The sequence below is a fragment of the Clostridium sp. TF11-13AC genome, from assembly GCF_003481065.1.
Taxonomy (GTDB): Bacteria; Bacillota; Clostridia; order Lachnospirales; family Lachnospiraceae; genus Otoolea; species Otoolea fessa.
In genome coordinates this window covers 53,789-72,339 of sequence record NZ_QUKJ01000006.1, presented here as the reverse complement: position 1 = coordinate 72,339, position 18,551 = coordinate 53,789, and the positions used below count along the sequence as shown (strand labels likewise).

Genomic DNA, 18,551 nt, shown 5'->3' with positions numbered 1-18,551 from the left:
GTCCCCCTATTCTTCGATGCCCAACAGTTTTGCCGGAATAGTGTGTGTCATATGGTACACCTGCTCCTCCGAAATTCCATGATCTACCAGATACTGCATATATTCCGCCAGTGCCAGCTCCCAATGCGGGTTTTCTGTCTGGCCACCATCGGTATCAACCATGACATTTTTATAGCCAACTTCTTTGATAAGCTCCAGGTTATCTGCCAGATTGCTCTTGTACTTTCCGCCACCCATGTTCTGTGCATAGCAGCGCTCTAAGATAACGTCATAATCCTTTACCAGACGAAGCTGATCCTCATGGCTCATGCCTACAATCCACCATTCCGGATGCGTTACAACGATGTTTTTTACTCCCATATCCCGGGCAGCTTCCACAACAGTGAAAATCTCCTCCGGTGCAATATGTGCGGTTCCCAGTACAGCGTTGTGGTCACGAATCAGCTCCAACACTGAACGCAGCTCCGGTACAATTTTACCATCTTTCACTACTTCCACACACTGGCTCAGATCCTGATTCATCTTCTGCATATGGTTTTTTGCCGACTGGGTCGGAAGCCATACTACCTTAGCACCCAGACGAAGCGCCACATCGACTGCCTTCGGATTGATGCCGCCGACTACCTTGTTTAAGGTAATGCTGCCAAACATCGTAAAATTGTTCGTTTTCCCGTGTACAATCTCGTTGTGGCGGTTGCACAGATAGGCCCGATCCATCGTGGTTCCCTGATGCGTCTTGATGACGATAGCGCGTGCCCCAACCCGGATAGCTGCCTCCATCAGTTCGAAATCATCATACGCCCGCAGACGCAGATCGGGATTCGTGTGAACGTGCATATCTATAATGCCCTTCATTAAATCCTGCTTCATCTTGCTTATTCCTCCTATTTGTAATCGTCCACAGAGGCTTTTTCAAAGCTGCGTTCCCTCGCCGGATTCCTATTCGATTTTCCAGCCGCTGCTTCAGTCTCTGCCATTGATTTTTGCTTGTTTTTATCTTATACTATTTTTGTTATAGGAGAAAGGCAAGATTTATTATACCAGATATCGAAAATTCCGATATCTCGTGAGGGGGATTCTCATGGATTTAAAAGAACTAGACTATATCGTAACCGTCGCTAACGAGGGGAGCATCTCCCGCGCGGCCGAAAAATTGTTTATGGCGCAGTCAAGCTTAAGTCAGGCAGTCCGCCTATTTGAACAGGATCTGGGAACGCCGATTTTCGTCCGCACAGCCCGCGGAGTCCGTCCAACCTCTGCCGGGGAGGCGTTTATTTTCCATGCCAGACAGATTTTACAGCAGTACCAGGAGGCGCGCAGTGAGGCTTCGGATATTGAAAATTTAAAGGGCGGCACCGTCATCTTCGGCATCAGCACCTACCGGGGGACGTACCTGCTGCCGCCGGTTCTGAAAAAATTCCATGCCCTGTATCCACGGGTTCATGTGGAGATCTGTGAGATGGACAGCATTGATCTGGAAAATAAGATTTTAGAGGGACTTTTAGATCTGGCGCTGATCGCCGCGCCGCCGGTTCGAATCAAACACGGTGTGGATTCCCTGATGCGGGATGAGATCATGATCGCCACTACCGCCGATCACCCGGTCATGAGGTTTGCGAAGCCATGCGAATCGGATCCGGAACAGATGTGGATCGACCTAAAGGACACCGCACCATTTGAATATATTCTGGGCCCGCCCAGCACCGTCCTCGGACGGACTGCCCGCCGATCCTTGCGCGAGGCGGGTGTGGAACCTCTGGGACTCGACACCTACCTCTCCGCCTCTTTTGCTGCGGCGATGGCGCGGGAGGGGGTCGGACTCGCGTTTACCTACCGTTCCTGCCGCATCATGCGGGATGAGTTCCGCTATCTGCGGATCGGGAAAGATGGTATTTTCCTCGATCTGGCGCTCGCCTGGCCCGCCGGAAAATACCGCTCGCGGGCGGCGATGGCGCTCGCGAAGCTGTTTCAGGAGATGGCGCCGGAGCTGCTGCGGAGGTAATTTTCTTAAAAAGCTTTTTTCAATCTATCAAAACAGCCGCCCCGCGATTCATTTCATCGTTCGCGGAGCGGCTGCTCTTTTAACTATATTTACTCAAAGCAAACCCGTTCTGCCCCTTCAATCTGAAGAGCGGTCTGGTAGAATTTCGTCAGTGCGCGGATTGCGTACTCAACGTCCTTCACACCTGCCGTTTCGTAGCAGGAATGCATCGCAAGCTGCGGCAGACCGATATCGACGGCATGGACGCTGACCTGCGTGTTGGAAAGGTTTCCAAGGGTGGAACCGCCTAAAATATCACTGCGGTTTGCAAACACCTGAACCGGAACACCTGCCTCATTGCAGACATTCGTAAATACCGCACGGCTGAATGCGTCCGTGGTGTATTTCTGGTTCGCGCTCTCCTTGATGACGATACCTTTGTTCATCCAGGAGCAGTTGACTGCATCCGTCTTCTCCCCGTGGTTCGGGTGAACGGCGTGTGCGTTGTCGCAGCTTACGAGGAAAGAACCGGCAACTGCCTGATAATAGTCCTCCGGTGTCTTGCCAAGTGCGCCGTTGATGCGGTGCAGGACATCCTGTAAGAAGGTGGACATCGCTCCCTGCTTCGTATTGGAACCAACTTCCTCATTGTCGAAGCAGCAGTATACGCTGACATCGCGCTCATTCTTCGCCTCCAGGAATGCTTTCAGGGAAACGTAAGCGCACTGTAAGTCGTCCAGTTTCGGACTGGAAATGAACTCGTCCGCATACCCCCAGATCGTACCCGGCTGGCGGTTTACAAGGAAGAGATCCTTTCCTAAAATATCCTCCGCTGCCACACCAAGCTCTTTCGCAATCATCGCGTCAAACGCGCCTTTTTTCAGCTCACCAGCGGAGAACAGCGGGCATAAATCAACCTGACGGTTGTATTTGTATCCATTGTTCACCTCACGGTTGAAATGAATCGCTACGTTCGGAATGATGAACAGATCTTTATCGATGTACAGAAGTCTCGCGCTCACGCCCTGACCGTCCTTTACCAGCACACGGCCTGCGACAGTCAGAGGGCGGTCAAACCATGTGCTGTCGATCATGCCGCCGTATGCTTCTACATCGAGACGCAGATACTCGCCCGGACCATTTAACTCCGGTACATTCTTGATCTTGTAAGTCGGTGAATCACTGTGGGAGGCGCACATCTGGAAATGGTAATCGCCCAGTTCCTTTCCGACGCGGAACGCAATGATACTGGAATGGTTGCGGATCGTGTAATACGTTCCACCCTGCTTCACGTCCCAGCAAGTTCTCTCCGGCAGATAGGTAAAACCTGCCTCATCCAGCATTCCCTTGATCGTCTCAATCGAATGAAACATACTCGGGCTGTTCTCAATAAAAGTCAATAATTCCTTCGCAGCATTCATCATGCAGACTTCCCTTCTCTCTTCTTAATCGCCGGTAAAATCAGTCCCAGTGCTACCAGAACGACTGGTGTGATGACATTCAGCATGGTTGTGTACAGATCACCCTGTTTGTACATACCTAATAAGCAGCAGGCTGCGGTCAGGATAAAGCACCATGCGCCAAAGCCCAGTGCCACTCCGTTGTTCTTCACAAAACGATACTCGCGCTCAAACTTATCTGAATGTTTGCGAAGCATGAAGTACGCAAAGAATACCCACAGATAACGCATCGGCATGGTAACCGAATTAAGCTGTGTCAGCTGGCGCAGAACCGTATCCGCATTCGGAACCAGAACCTGAGCCAGAATGATGGAACCGGACAGGATGACTACCATCCAGATACCATTGACGTAAGCGCCAAATTTGTTTTTCTTTAAGAGCTTGGTCGGGATGAACTGACGCGCATCCTCGTTGTCAAGCAGCATACGAAGCGGTGCATCGATGCTGACTACCAGCGTCGAGAACTGGCCGATCGCGTTGCAGGCTGCATAAATGATCATAATCAGGTTTCCAACGCCGTAATACTCACCCAGTTTCTGGAATGCCCAGTACTGTCCATTCGCATTGTAAGAGTCAAAATTAGCCTCAACCAAGGATACATCGAACATCATACCCATCGCGATTGTACCGAAGATCGCGCAGACGATTACCATGATCGCTGCAAAAATCATACTCTTCGGGAATCCCTTGGACGGATCCTCTACCTTGTTTACATATGGGGAGATCTTCTCACAGCCGCCGACTGCAAATACAAGGATGGACAAGCTGCTGAAATACTTCCAATCAAAATGCGGAATCAGGTTTTTCAAGCTGAAATCCACCGACAGGTAACCACCGTTCGGATTGATGACCGGTGCAGCAAACATCAGCAGAATGTACAGGATACTCATGACAAACATACTGGTTCCCGCCAGGGTAGCCAGTTTCTTTAACGGGTTTAAGCCGCGGCTTGCAACCCAGCAGAAGAACAGCAGTACCGCAAAGGTAACTAACTGAACCGCTTTCGTGTTAAAGGACGCATACTTCTCTGCGTTCTGGAAAATCATCCAACTCAGCGCTTTCAGACCGCCGGATCCCTTCGATGCGATGTAGGTGACATGGCAAGCCCAGTAGGTCCAACCTGCGTAGTATGCAGCCTTCGCGCCGGTTGTCTCATGAATCCAGGAGCTGACACCGCCGCCCGAATTCTTAAATGCGGAACCAAGCTCTCCGACCATCAGTGCGTACGGTACAAAGTACAGTGCGAACATCAGAATCCAGGAGAAGATAACCTGTGTTCCATTGAAGTATACGAAACCATTTAAAACGTTTCCAAATCCCCAGAGGGTGGAGAAACACATAAAGGAAAGCATATACCACTTGATTTTGTTTTGTTGTGATTTGTTCATATCTTATTTTCTCTCCTTACTGAAAGTATCTTTTTTATTCTCTCATATGCTGCGTTAATTGTCAAAAGTATTTTTTTATTAACCCAGTATTTTCCAGTCCGAATCGGTAGTATTCTGTAGTTTGTGGCTATTTTTTGTTAAATCCATACAATATGCACCTATTTTTTTCCCAAAAAAAGCGGCGATTCGAAAGAAAACGCCGCTTTTTGCCTCTTGTTTTATAAATATTTTATTATATCATTTTCGATATACACAGCTCCTCCAGCGCCACGTTAACCCCCGCGCAGAGGAAGTGCCAGAGACTTAACTTCTGTCCCTACTTCATGTAACCTTTCAGCGCCCACTCATACGTCTCGATCGCCTGCTGCAGGTTCATGTTAGCTGTCTCTTTGTCGATCTGTTTCTCCAGGAAGGAAACTTCCTCGCTCTTGTACTCCAGCTGGGTCGCCATGCCAAGCTCCAGCTTCTTCTGCATCGCATTCATCGTCTGCGTCTCTGCTGCCAGGGACGCATCGGCAAGCTGCAGGGCTGTCTGCTTCTGCATGATGTCGTTGTAGAGTGTCTGCATACCGGAGCGGATCGTCTGTTCCTGGTTCTTGATGGTGCGGTCCATGTTTTTCTTATCGGCTGAACCTTCTGCCATATTGGCATAACCGCGCTTGTTGGACTGTAAGGACAGGTTCTGCTCGAGTGCCGTCTGCGTGTCCGCCGCCAGGTTCATCGCCGCGATCCGGGTGAGATCCGCCTGCGGCAGATCCTGGATATCCGGTTCCGCGTCATAGGACCATCCGGTCTGGACGCAGAGCTGCTGATGCTGGGCCTGAAGTCCCGCTTTTGTCTGGGTCAGCGTGGACTGGAGCGACTGCAGCGACTTCTGTGCATTTAACACATCAATCTGGGTCGCCTGACCTAGCTGCTGGCGCTTCTGGGTCAGCTGCATGGAAAGTTCCTGCAATTCCACTGATTTCTCCATCAACGGAATTGTCTTTTTGACCTGATTATAAGCAGCAAACGCCGACTGCACCTGCGCGACAACCGCATCCTGGCTGTTGATATAGTCCAGACGGTCCATCTCGCTGTCGCGGTAAGAAGCATCGGCAGACTGCTGGGTTTTTAACGCATTCTGCTCCACCATGACGGACGCTGACATCAGGCTTGCGTAAGCACTCGCCATGCCCGGCACCGCCAGAAAATCCTCAATCTGATCCGCCTGATCCCGCAGGTTATCCGCGCTGTCGTACAGATCATTCGCCTGATTGTACTGCTTATCCTGCACTTCCTTCGCATTCTTCGTATCGCGCCCTGCCTGATAGGTCGTCTGGTTGTTTAGATACGTCGGGTTGTACTCCTGTACCAGATACGGCAGTTCGCTGTATTCCATCACATTGTCCTGAAGCTTCGCCCATGTATCTGCGTCATAAGCGAACTGCGGGCTGGCTGCCAGCGCCGCAAATGGTCCCTGCAATGCCAGAACAGCTGCTGCCGCTGCGGTCAGAAGCGCCGTTTTCCTTCTTCTATGTTTCATTTCCGGTTCCTACTTCCTTTCTGTTACCACCATGTTATCCTACGGCACTTTCTGTTCCAAAAGTGCCTACCCGTGAATAGCAACCTGTTCACACCTTAAGTAAACTGCCATTCCTGACGGATTAATTCGCCACAATCAGACCTTTCACAGCCCACTCGTAGTTTTCCACCGCTTTGGTATATTCCAGTTCCGCGCTCTTATACGACGCCACGCTGCTGAGCCAGGAGCACTCAAGCCCCAAATAATTGGCTCTTGAGAGCATTCCCAGTGCGTTCTGACGCTTTGCCGCCTCGTAGCTCTGCGCTGCCGCCTGATATCCAGCCGTCGCACTGTCATACGCCTGTTTCTTTGATACCACCGCCGCATAGAGGTTCTGAACCGTGATCGTCACCGAATCCTCGGTATAGGCGACGTTTCGCTTCTTGACTGTGCGGTTGGAAGACCTTTCCGCTTTCGCAGCACGCACAGACATCAAATCATAATTTGCGCTGACTGCCGCCTGTGTATCGGCTGCCAGATCCATCGTCGCAAGGCGGGTGGCATCCGGAACCGGCACATCCGCAAATGTCACCGGCGCATCCGCGTCAAATCCAAGCAGCATCAAAATATTCTGCTTGAGCTGCAGTGCCCCATTCTCTGCCTGCTGGGCGCTGGAATTGGCCTGCTGCAGCGCCTTCTGCGCCGTCAGGACCTCCTGCGCGGAAGCACGGCCGAGCGCCTGCATCTTCTGTGCGGCATCCGCATTTACCTGGCACATTTCCACATTCTTTTTCGCTGTTTCCACCTGCGGGAGCAGTTCCTCATACTGGATGAGCAAGTTCTGCACCGCCTTGACTAACTTATTCTTTGTCTGACGCAGGGTCCGGGCATAGGTGCCGGAAAGCTCCTTGTTCGTAAGCTTTGCCCCCTGTTTGCGCAGCTCTCTCGCTGCCGCCTTGTAGCCCTCAAACAGCTCTCTCGTCTCCGCATCCATATCGTCGGACTTCAGGTCCATCGCATCTTCCATGAGGGCGCTCGCCTCTGCCGCCAGGGCAGTTCCCGCCGACTGGCTGGTCGTCTGGCTGTAGAGCTGGGAACGCAGGTTTAAGTACGTGCTGTTGTACCCCTCGATTCGCCATGCGATCTCGCCATATTCCAGCGTCCCATCCTCTAGCTGTTCTTTGGTGTACGGGGAAGTTTCCTCCTCCACCTCGGTATTGCCGCCCGTCAGCACCGGACCGGTCGCATCGTCGCCGATCAGCGCATCTGAGCCGATCCCCGGCATTTTAGCCGCATATGCCGGCATCGTCATAGCCGTGCTGACTAACGCCGCCTGTAAAAGAATGGCAAACAGTTTTTTCCTGTTTTTCTTCATCTTACTCATCTTCATTTCCTTTCGGCGCTCTGCGCGCCCGCTCCCGATTCTATCCCAGCGCCCCGTTTCAGGATGCCGAGTGTCAGGGCAAACCGTTCCCGGATACGGTTTTCCGGAACTCCGTCGTGAAAGCTCTTGATCTCCATCGCGATCGCCATCATCGCCATGCGGAAAAAACTCATATATTCCTCCCAGCCCAGCTTCCGCAAGGATTTTCCCACGCACGACTCATAGGCGGCACGTTCCAGCTTCCGTCCACGCACGGCGCGTGGACTGTCCGGATCGGAGCTGAATATATCAAAGGTCAGCGCCTCACGGCTGCTGCACTCCATGATGTTGCGGATGAAATCGGCGCGTCTCTCATCGCGGCACAGGGCAAGCGAACCGTTTAAAAACTGCCCTAACATCTCCCAGATGTCCCCCTGCGCCTCTTCAAGGCAACGCACGCCGCACTCATAAAATTCATTGATAAAACTCTCACACAGATATCCTAAAACATCCCATTTACTGTCAAAATACGTATAAAAACTGCCCCGGGAGATCCCGGCATCTTCTATCATACGGTTGAGCGATGCTTTTTCTATCGTTGTCCGCGTATATTCAGCCATACACGCGTCCCGGATTTTCTTCTGTTTTTCCTCCGGCAGCCGCTTAAATCGTTCCGACGGCATCTTCTTCTCCCCCTTTTTCTATCAGTACAGGCAGCTTCCCCGCCCCGGGTCCGCCGCCTGACAGATTCACTGCTTAACCTGCTTTTCCTTAGTCGCAGTCCAGCTTATCATACTCATCTTCTTTGCCTTTTCCCATGTTATAAACCACTCGGTAGAAGGACGGAAGCAGTACCAGCGTCAGGATCGTCGCCGCAACCAGACCGCCGACGTTTACAAGCGCTAAGCCCTGCATCATCTTGCCCGCCTTACCAAATGCCAGACAGTTCGGGATCATCGCAATGATGGTCGTCAGTGTCGTCATGCAGATTGGGCGTACACGGATCGCACCTGCCTCTACCAGCGCCTCGTCTAACGGCATCTCCACCCGCAGCTGGTTGACCGTATCCACGTACAAAATACCGTTGTTTACAACCGTACCGACCAGCATCAGGAAACCAAGCATGGAGGTCATACTGATCGGGCAGTCCGCCAGGAACAGGAATCCAAAGGAACCGATCAAACTGAACGGTATCGTTGCCATAACCATCAGGGAGAACTTCGGAGACTCAAACTGAATCGCCATGACAATGAAAATCAGAAAGATCGCTGTGACAAGCGCCATTCCCAGCGCGGAAAGCTCCTCACCCATCGACTCATCCAGGCTGTTGGTCGCCATCTCAACACCGTACGGGAACTCCCAGTTCTGCACGAAGCTCTTGACATCTTTTTCAGCCGTCTTCTTATAATCTGCCTGTGCCTGCATCGTGATCGATACCTGGTACTGTTTCTCTTTTCGTGAAATCTCCTGTGGGCTGTCCTGGTAGTAAATCTCTGCCAGATCCTCCAGCGGAAGCGTATTGCCCGCCGCCGTCGTGATCATCATGCCCTGCAGTTTCGCGATGGAATCGTAGCGATCCGGCGCAAATTCTACTTTCACATCCTGATCCTCGCCGTTGACGGAGATCGTCGCCGCTTTCACACCGCTTAAATTGCTGTATACAACCGAACCGATGCTTGCCGGGGTCAGTCCCTCTGCCTCCGCCTTGACCGGATCCACTTTTACCTTGATAACCGGCGCCGCATTCTCAACAGAAGAATGTACCTGCATAACATCCTCGCGCTTGCGAAGCTCCGTTACCAGATCATCCGCTGACTTCTTTAATGTATCATAATCGGTACTCTGCAGATCCACCTCAATCGAATCACCGCTGCTCATGCTGCTGCTCATACTGCTGCTGCCCTGTTCCAGCGTAATAGTCGCATTAACGTAGTTCTGTGTCGCATATCTCCACTTCTCGATAACCTCGTCCGTGGAAAGCTTTCTCTTATCTTTTAAGTAGGCATTCAGTGTCACATCACTTCCGGAAGTCATGCTGACGCCACTGTTTCCATATGTCATCAGGTAATGATCCACATCCTCGTCTGCCTCTACCATATTTTCCAAATCAAGCACAGTGTCACGGATTGCCGATACCGAATAACCCGGCTTCGTCTTGATCGTCATCGTGACAATACCTTCATCGATCGAGGACATCAGCTCCAGGTTCAGTCTGGACGCCATGAGGAGGGCCAGAACAACCAGCACCGCCGTCGTTCCAAATACCAGCGCATAGCGCTTAATGACATGCGGCATATGCTTGCGGTACCAGGCCTGGATGCCTTTGATGATGCGTCCTGCCGGCGCATGATCCTTCTCCACCGGATGCCAGAACATATAGCAGAGCGGCACGATGATGACTGCCGAGAATAAGGAAGCCGTCATACAGAAGATGATCGTGTAGCCGAGCTGTGTAAAGAGCTGTCCAGACATACCGTTTAACATCAGAAGCGGAATAAATACAACACAGGTTGTCAGCGTACCGCCGGTGATCGAGCCGATCATCGTGCGCGTACCTTCCAGCGCCGCGTCGTAGAAATCCAGTTTTTCCTTCGCCCGGAAACATCCGTCGAGGACGTTGATCGAGTTATCAACCATCATACCAACGCCGAGAACGAGCGACGTCAGGGAAATAATGTTCATTGAGAATCCCATCGCCGCCATACAAATGATCGCCAACACAACGGAGATCGGAATGGACGTACCTACGATGACCGACGCACGCAGATCGCCATAGAATAAGAACAGAATGATCATGGACAGGATGATCGCCAGGAGCAGCGTTTGGATTACGCTGCTTAAAGACCGTTTCAGCGTGTCACTGGCATCATCTACCACGGTGATTTTAAGACCCGGATACTGCTGTTCAATTTCCTGCACCTTCTTGGTTACCTGGTTGGAAACCTCGATCGCGGTGGAACTCTGCTGTTTCTTGATTCCCAGGGAGATAACATCTTCGCCATTATAGCGTCCGATCGAGTTTGCATCCTCCAGCGCCTCATAGACATTCGCGATATCAGAAAGATGGATCGTCTCACCGTTTTCCAGCGGAAGCACGACATTTTTCAGACTTTCCGTGCTCTTAAATTCGTTGCCGACACTGACGTCGAGATCCTGTTTTCCAACCCGGACATCGCCCGCCGGGATCGTGAAATCGGCGGCACCGACTAACTGTGCGACCGTATTCATATTCAGGTGGTACTGTGCCAGTTTTTCCGGAATCAGTTCCACGCGGGTGTAGCTCTCCTGACCGCCGGCAATCGAAACCTCGCCGACCGAGCTTAATTTCTCAAACTCAGGAACAATTTTGTCATCTACATATGTATAAAGGTTCTGATCGACGTCGCCGCTGACTGCCAGCGTAACCGTCGCCATCGAGTTAATATCCAGCTCCATGATATTCGGGTCATTGGCATCGTCCGGCAGATCGCCCTGAATGCCGTCTATCGCCTTTTTCAGGTTAATGTATGCGGTATCCATGTTGGTGCCGTACTCATACTGGACAATGACGATCGATACATTTTCACGGGAAATGGACTGTACCTTATCTACCGAGTCCAATGATGTGATCGCATCTTCTTCTTTCTTGGTAACCAGATCGGTTACGTCCTCCGGGCTGGCTCCCGGATACACCGTAGCGATGATTAACATCGGCATCTCCATCTCTGGCGTCAGTTCCAGCTTCATGCCCATGACGGACTGAAGACCGAAGTACGCGATGGTGATCAGACAGAGAATGATGGTAACCGGACGCCGCAGTGCGAGTTTTGTCAGTCGAATCATTCTTTGTCACCTGCCTCTGTCGTCTCCGCTGCTGTCTCATTGTTTCCGTCTGTCTGTGCGCCGTCGTTATCCTGTGCCAACAGGACTTCTCCCTGATCCACCAGCTCGTTGCTCCAGCTTACGATGACCTGGCTGTCGCTCGTCAGACCCGATTTTACTTCCATATTTTCATCGTCATAAATACCTGCTTCGATCTCGGTTTTCTCCGCTTTTCCGTCCTCATAGAGGTATACAAACGGGGCACCGTTGTCGTAGCTGACTGCATCGACCGGAACGGTCAGCACCTGGCTGACACGGTCCATGATAACCGTCATTTTTACGCGGGAACCATTCGTAAGACCTGCTGCATCCGGCACCATCGCACGCGCGTCATAAAGACCGCTGCTCTCGTTGACCATAGATCCGATCTCGGTCACTGTACCGGTGTAATCCACACCATTTTTCTCCAGCGTCACGCTGTCACCCAGCTCCATCGTCTGGTGGATCTTCTCGGTGATACCGAATTTAACCTGTAACTGGCTGGCACCGGAGATCGTGCAGATCTCGCCTGCCGGAGATACATGATCATGCGGTTCGACGCTCCGGGACTCGATCACACCGTCGATCGGCGCTGTCACGGTTGTGTATTTCACCTGCAGATCGTATTGATTCTTCGCAGATTCATAGGAAATCTTCGCGCTCTGTGCGCTGTTTTGTGCCTGCTCCATCGCCTCCTGGGAGACAAAACCATCTGCAAAGAGCGCCTGGGTACGGCTTAAATTGCTGTCCGCATTCTTTAAGGCAACGGAAGCCGCATCCACCTGCAGCTTTAACGCTGTCAACGCGTCGGAATCGATCTTGCACAGCGCCTGCCCTGCCTGGACCGTATCGCCCGCCTGGAAGTAAACCTCCAGCACCTCGCCGCTCATCTTCGGCATGACGCTCGCGCGGGACTGCGGCTCTACCAGTCCGGTCAGATCCGTGTACAGGCTGATGTCCTGACGAACCGGATTTTCTACCTTTACGGTTGGACGGGACTCATATTCCGCCGCCGTATTCTTATGACCGCATCGGGACAAAACGACAGCACCAACTACTACAATCGCAGCCAGCGCCAGAATCTTTCCTCTTTTTTTCATAATTTCCTCCATCTATGCTTGTTCTTGGTATAAATTTTTCTCAGTCTATATTTTACTCATCTCGTATACACTTTGCCACTCCCAAGTTTGGACAGGTGTGTACACAAATTTGTCAAAATGTATCCATCTATGTTCATCTTTTTTTCATGGCACCCGAATTTTCCTGCCGCTGACCGTTTTTTGGGGTACATGACAGCAAAAACGCAGGAAAAACCAACCAAATACCGCTGATTCCTCCTGCGTTTCCTTGTTCCATTTTCTAATTGATAATAATTCTCAAAACTGCCGGAAACCTGCTTTCCTAACGGACCTGCATAGGGTCGCACCCGGTGCATTTGCGGATCACGCTCATGAACGTGGCGACGCGCTCCTTCACATCCGCCTCATCCTTAAACGGCGCGTCAAACGCAACTCCCATAACCGAGAAAATGATGATCTGCACCGCCATCGCCGCCTCCGGCATCGTCAGGTTCTTAAACATACCAATCCGCTCCAGATGGTTATAAAAATACTGGTACACCTTTTCTCCCATCTGACGGCGCAGCGCCATGAACTGTACCGACTCGGACAATGCCCGGATATGCTTCTGGTTTTCCATGATATACATATAAAGCTGTGTCAGCGCCTTCTCCGGATCTGGCTGGCTCATCGTCTCTTCCATGATGCGCTTCATCTCGCGTTCCATCCGGTATTCCATCAAATCATATATATCTTTAAAGTAATAATAAAATGTTTTTCTTGTGATCCGGCTCCGCTCAACCAGCGCCGTAACCGTGATCTTCTCGACCGGTCTTTCCGACTCCAGCTCGATATAAGCCTCTACAATCCGTTCCTTCGTATTTCCCTGCTGCATACTCTTTTCCTCCGGCAAACCGTTGTTGTTTAAGTATAGTTTATAATTCAATAAACTGCAAGTATTGCCTGAAATTTCCATGTTCCTGCGATGAATCTCGCATTCAAATACGGCAAATTCCTGCTGCCACCACGTTTTCTTACGGCACTTTCGGTTCCAAAAGTGCCTACCCGTGAACAGTAACGATGAATCCACGTTACTGTTCACGCAAACGTGCTTATTTGTGGACAGCAGCCGATACGGACGGTCCGCTTTCGTGCTTCACACGCCCTTCCACCTGCGGCAGTTTCTGCGAGTATACAACCACCCGGTCGCCTTCCAGTATCTGCGTACCGCCGTCTGGAATGACGATCTGGCTGCCCCGCTTTATCATCACAATGATCGTATTCTTATAGAAGCGCGCCTCCGCGATCTTCTTACCACACCAGCGGTGATCGGGTGTCATCAGAATCTCTTTTAAAAGGATTCCCTGGCTGTCCGTAAAGCCCTCTGCACCCAAGACGACGGTATCCCCTTCCAGAATTACAGTCTGCCCTTTGGGCACAATCGTCTGCGCGCCGCGCCGGATCACTGTGATTAACATACCCGGAAGCATCTCAATCTCACAGATTTTACGGTTTTTCCACGGATGATTGTCCCCGATCGGAAGCTGCACGAACTGAATCTGCATATCGCCCGTATAGTCTGAGAACGTCCGCATGACATCGGTCGAGTTGTCGATCATGTCGCATTTTTCTGCCACCTTCGGAAGCAGCGAACCCTGAAAAATGATGGAAAATAAAACAACGCAGAACACGATGTGGAATATATCATATTTCATATATCCCTCACTGAGCGTCGCCATGATCGCAAATACGATTGACGCCGCACCGCGCAGACCCGCCCAGGAAATAACCAGATACTGCCCGATCGGCGGTTTCGACGGTGCGAGCAGCAAGCCAACCGCCGCCGGACGCGCCACAAATGTTAAAAACAATGCGATTGCGATCGCCGGAAGCACGATCGACGGCATCTGCGAGGGAAACGCCAGAAGTCCCAGTAAGAAAAACAGAAGCATCTGCATCATGCCGGTAAACGCATCAAAGAAGCCAACCAGCGCTTTCTGGTTCTTCAGCTCCTGATTTCCAAGGATAATACCGGTCAGATACACGCTTAGGTAGCCATTTCCGCCAATCTGGGATGCAAGCGCGTAGGAAATGATTGCCGCCGCAAAGACAAAGATCGTGTCAAATCCCTCGCCATAAAAGGCATACCGCTTTAAAAGCCATGTCACCAGCCACGCGACCGCCGCGCCGGTCAAAAGCCCAAATGCGAGCTGGCGGATCAAAAGCAGAACCGCCGAACCGCCGCTCACACTCCCCGTCATCGCAGACAGCAGAATCACCGTCATCATGTACGCAAACGGGTCGTTGCTTCCGCTCTCTAACTCCAGCATGGATGCCGTGCCGTATTTGAGGTTCAGCTTGCGCGAACGCAGGATCGAGAACACGGATGCCGCATCGGTCGATCCAAGAACTGCGCCGAGAAGCATTCCTTCCATCAATGCCATCTTAAGCACCAGATGACAAAACAGCCCGGTCAAAAACGCCGTCAGCACTACACCCGCCGAGGATAACAAAATCGACCGCCCCGCGACCGGCTTCGCCTCACTCCAGCGCGTGCCGAACCCGCCGTAAAACATAATAAAAATCAGTGCCACCGAGCAGACCTGTTCCGCCAGTGCAAAATTGCCGAATGGAATCTTAAAAATACCGTCCGATCCAAACAGCATTCCCAGCATAATAAAAATAAACAACGTCGGCACCCCCAGCCGCCCCGAAAGACGGCTTCCCGCGATGCAGACAAGGATAATAATCGCTACGACCAGAAGCGCAAATGAAGTTGAAATATGTATCATTCCTTTCTATGTTTAGTAGGTATCATAAATGTGGTGTTTTTATAATGATACAATATCTCTATGCCTCTTTCGTGTTAAGATTCCATTAAAAAGAGGAAATCTTACAGCGACAGATCTCCCTTCGCCCGCGCCCTCCGGTCGCGGATCGACTGGATCACCGGCACCAGGAACATTGCGACGATACCGCCCGCAAATCCATTGTTATAGAGGTTCATGCCCCCATACACGATCCCGACATTGAGCGCCACCGACGCGTGCAGAAAACCGGCTAACACGCCGCATAAAATTCCAAACTCTCCGGCGATCGGCGCCAGCGTCGTGGAAAAGAGCAGCGCCAGAAGTGCCGACGGATTCGTGATATCCCACGCCCGGACGGTACTCGCAATGCAGACGCCCGCCATGATCGGGAAAATATTCCGCAAATGTTTTCCAGTCGCACTGAATCCAACGATGGTAAAGATTCCGCCGATCGTCGGTCCATTTAGGTTTCCGCCGACTGCCAGCACAAAGAAGGTCGCAAACAGACCATTGAGTCCCATGTTGAGAAGCGTCACCGCACCGCCCAATTCCAGCAGGTAATCGGTACCGCCGATTCCCGTTGTCGCAAGGAGTTTTTCATAGCCTAAAAGCGTATCTTTTCCGCGCCACAGCACTGCCACCACCGACATGCCTGCAAACAGGACAAATAGCAGCCCCAGAAGCATCGCATCATTGCCGGAGGACCAGATAAGACGCGCCTCCGTCTCAATTCCAAAGGACTTAAACGTGGAGACCAGGACCGTCGCAATGATGCCAGAGGCAAATCCCACATTATAAAGGGAATATCCCTTATGGGCATAGTGGGAATGCGTCGCGAGCGGTGGAAGCACGAATCCGATACAGATTCCCACCAGAATCGTCACACAGAAGCGCTGCCAGATCGGCAGCTCCACCACGTGCATCAGCTGTGTGATGATCGGAGACAGGCTCGTTCCGTAGATGCCGACATAAATATAGTTGGATAAGTGCATTTTATGATATTTTGCATAGAGAAATACACCCAGAAAAATCGCCCAGATATTCATCAGATTTTTTCCGAACAAAGAGAATCCAAACATCAGACAGCAAGACGTGATCGTATGCCCGTCCATCTCCATCCCAAGACTATAGACAAAGTAGATGCTGATAAGCGCCATCATCCCGGCATTGACAAACGCGGCTCCCATGCCGCCGACCGCAATATAATCGGTGATCAGGAAATCCGGCTCCCATATGATTTCATAGATACCAGTCACAATGGAATCAAACGGCTGTATAATCAGCCCCACTGAAATGAAATAGATCGGAATCAGTGCCAGAAGAAAGAATTTCATCTCTCTGGACAGAGATTTCACTGTAGTCATATACGCACACCTTTCAAAAAAGGGATGCAAAAAAGATTCCGCATCTTTGCACCCCCGACTGTTAACATTCTATAAAAATGGTTACTATTCTATTGTATTGGATTTTCAACTGTTTTGCAACTGATTTTTTTCTCACTGTAACCCGTTATGAAACCCGTCCGGCAGAACCGGCTGCCCCCATTCTCATGTGAAATTGTTACTCTTCCTCCGGCGCACTTCCCAGCACATAACCGCGCTCTTCCAATATTTTGCGCAGCTCATCAACCACCGCCCCCAGCTCTTTACCTTCCTCGTCGATCGTGATGTCCGCGTATTTCTCAAAATACGAGATCCTCTCATGGTAGAGATCCAGAAGTGTCATGCCGTCTTTCAGCGCCACGCCGCGGTCCTTGACATCGCCGACGCGTTTTACCAGCTCGTCATAAGTAATTTTCAGATAGACAACCAGTCCGATGGATTTTAAATGTTCCATCGCTTCCTTTCCGTAGATCACGCTGCCACCCGGTGCGATGACCGCCTGCTCGGCTTCCACCCCCGCGTTGACGCGGTTCTCCACATCGAGAAATCCGTCCAGTCCCTGTTCTTCGATGATCTCGCGCAGACGCTTACCTTCCTGTTCCTGAATCAGCAGATCCACATCTATAAAGGAATAGCCCAGTCTCTTTGCTAAAAGCACTCCGACCGTGCTCTTTCCTGCGGACGGCATACCAATCAGGGTTACATTATTTTTCATCTTTGGCACCTCTTCTTTTTCTTTACACTCCATCCAAATGTTCCAAGAAGCTCTGAAAGCCCATAATAGCCGCCATGCGAATACACAATCGGTTCCGCCTTTGCAAGCTCCAGGCTGCCGCGCTCGTTGAGCCACTGCTCGTCCACGCTGACACCCGTTACCTCTGCCAGAAACATATGATGTGACCCCAGTTCCTTGACTTCGGTCACCCGGCACTCGATCGCGACCGGGCTTTCGGCGATCACCGGCGCCTTCACCGTCTGCGCCGGAACCGGTGTGAGCCCTGTCTCCTTCCATTTATCCACATTCCTGCCGGAGCGGACGCCGCAGTAATCGGTCGCATACGCCATCGACTCCGTCGCCAGGTTGATGACAAACTCACCGCTCTCCCGCAGCATATGGTAAGAATAGCGCTCCGGGCGCACCGAAATGTACGCCATCGGCGGGTTCGTACAGATCGTGCCCGTCCAGGCAATCGTGATGATGTTGCTGTTTCCTTCGCAGTCCGCCACTGTGACCAGCACCGCCGGAACCGGATAAATCATATTGCCCGGCTTCCACTGGGCGCGCGGTCCCGGAGTGTTCCGGGTCTCCATCCGTTTTTTCAACTGTCCTTCCGGGTTCTGCCTTGCTCCTCCCCGGCGACGCTCTTCTGGCTTTCCAGCCGCTCTCTTCTGTGCCATCCCTATATCCTCTTAATCGTTGTCCGGGAGAAGTTTGATCCGGACCATGATCTGTTTCACCATGCTTCCTTCCGGCAGGCTCATATCATCGATATGCGTCTGTGCCGGCAGATCGCCCTCTTCCTCCAGCTCCAGGCTGATCCAGTTGTACGCTGCCTCCCGCGCATTTTCCACCGCATCCTCCAGATCCGGACCTTCCGCCTCGCAGCACTCCAAATCCGGGAAATATGCATCATACCCTTTTCCATCTTTCTTAGGCGTAAAAACCGCCGGATATACAAATGTCATGGTATCCTTCCTTTCCGTCCGACCTTCCTGCCCTGCACGAACTATCACTGGATTTTCCGTATGAAACAATCCCGTCCGC

General features: G+C 51.6%; 15 protein-coding genes. 1 reads left to right on the top strand and 14 read right to left on the bottom strand.

From position 1 onward, the window contains the following. Window positions 1–6 precede the first annotated feature (6 nt). Complete coding sequence (locus DXD12_RS11970; protein ID WP_117796621.1) at window positions 7–870, bottom strand: DUF6282 family protein; 864 nt, start codon at window positions 868–870, stop codon at window positions 7–9. A gap of 211 nt (window positions 871–1,081) precedes the next feature. Between DXD12_RS11970 and DXD12_RS11965 the strand changes: the two genes are divergently transcribed. Further along, on the top strand, window positions 1,082–2,002 hold the full coding sequence (locus tag DXD12_RS11965) for a LysR family transcriptional regulator (protein WP_117796620.1): 921 nt from the start codon (window positions 1,082–1,084) through the stop codon (window positions 2,000–2,002). Between the two features lie 89 nt (window positions 2,003–2,091). Here the strand turns inward: DXD12_RS11965 and DXD12_RS11960 are convergent, their stop codons facing one another. The 13 genes from DXD12_RS11960 to DXD12_RS11900 all read right to left on the bottom strand — a co-directional run bounded on the left by DXD12_RS11960 (window position 2,092) and on the right by DXD12_RS11900 (window position 18,472). Continuing rightward, window positions 2,092–3,405, bottom strand: a complete 1,314-nt coding sequence (locus DXD12_RS11960; RefSeq protein ID WP_333493401.1) for a M18 family aminopeptidase — start codon at window positions 3,403–3,405, stop codon at window positions 2,092–2,094. Next, window positions 3,402–4,829 carry an amino acid permease gene (locus DXD12_RS11955; RefSeq protein WP_107001735.1) on the bottom strand — a complete coding sequence of 476 codons (1,428 nt, stop codon included), beginning with the start codon at window positions 4,827–4,829 and terminating at the stop codon, window positions 3,402–3,404. The genes DXD12_RS11960 and DXD12_RS11955 overlap by 4 nt, the downstream gene beginning before the upstream one ends. 316 nt (window positions 4,830–5,145) lie before the next feature. Then, window positions 5,146–6,354: a TolC family protein gene (locus tag DXD12_RS11950; RefSeq protein WP_118629905.1), complete on the bottom strand. Its 1,209-nt coding sequence runs from the start codon at window positions 6,352–6,354 to the stop codon at window positions 5,146–5,148. A 121-nt stretch (window positions 6,355–6,475) separates the two neighbouring features. Beyond that, a complete protein-coding gene (locus DXD12_RS11945) occupies window positions 6,476–7,717 on the bottom strand; it encodes a TolC family protein (protein WP_182457076.1) in 1,242 nt (413 codons plus the stop codon). Window positions 7,718–7,719: 2 nt separating this feature from the next. After that, a complete protein-coding gene (locus DXD12_RS11940; protein ID WP_118629901.1) occupies window positions 7,720–8,379 on the bottom strand; it encodes a TetR family transcriptional regulator in 660 nt (219 codons plus the stop codon). Between the two features lie 88 nt (window positions 8,380–8,467). Further along, window positions 8,468–11,518, bottom strand: a complete 3,051-nt coding sequence (locus tag DXD12_RS11935) for an efflux RND transporter permease subunit (RefSeq protein ID WP_118629899.1) — start codon at window positions 11,516–11,518, stop codon at window positions 8,468–8,470. Next, on the bottom strand, window positions 11,515–12,636 hold the full coding sequence (locus DXD12_RS11930) for an efflux RND transporter periplasmic adaptor subunit (protein WP_243027860.1): 1,122 nt from the start codon (window positions 12,634–12,636) through the stop codon (window positions 11,515–11,517). Before DXD12_RS11930 ends, DXD12_RS11935 begins: the two co-directional genes overlap by 4 nt. 301 nt (window positions 12,637–12,937) lie before the next feature. Continuing rightward, on the bottom strand, window positions 12,938–13,489 hold the full coding sequence (locus tag DXD12_RS11925) for a TetR/AcrR family transcriptional regulator (protein ID WP_117796615.1): 552 nt from the start codon (window positions 13,487–13,489) through the stop codon (window positions 12,938–12,940). A 217-nt stretch (window positions 13,490–13,706) separates the two neighbouring features. Further along, complete coding sequence (locus DXD12_RS11920; RefSeq protein ID WP_117796614.1) at window positions 13,707–15,386, bottom strand: potassium/proton antiporter; 1,680 nt, start codon at window positions 15,384–15,386, stop codon at window positions 13,707–13,709. 101 nt (window positions 15,387–15,487) lie between these two features. Then, on the bottom strand, window positions 15,488–16,768 hold the full coding sequence (locus DXD12_RS11915; RefSeq protein ID WP_118293721.1) for a DUF1576 domain-containing protein: 1,281 nt from the start codon (window positions 16,766–16,768) through the stop codon (window positions 15,488–15,490). 196 nt (window positions 16,769–16,964) lie between these two features. Then, the gene (locus DXD12_RS11910) at window positions 16,965–17,501 is read right to left on the bottom strand and encodes a shikimate kinase (protein ID WP_118638416.1); all 537 of its coding nucleotides are present in this window, start codon (window positions 17,499–17,501) and stop codon (window positions 16,965–16,967) included. Then, complete coding sequence (locus DXD12_RS11905) at window positions 17,498–18,184, bottom strand: flavin reductase family protein (protein WP_333489860.1); 687 nt, start codon at window positions 18,182–18,184, stop codon at window positions 17,498–17,500. Before DXD12_RS11905 ends, DXD12_RS11910 begins: the two co-directional genes overlap by 4 nt. Window positions 18,185–18,196: 12 nt before the next feature. Further along, window positions 18,197–18,472: a type II toxin-antitoxin system HicB family antitoxin gene (locus DXD12_RS11900; protein WP_107001743.1), complete on the bottom strand. Its 276-nt coding sequence runs from the start codon at window positions 18,470–18,472 to the stop codon at window positions 18,197–18,199. Between the last annotated feature and the right edge of the window lie 79 nt (window positions 18,473–18,551).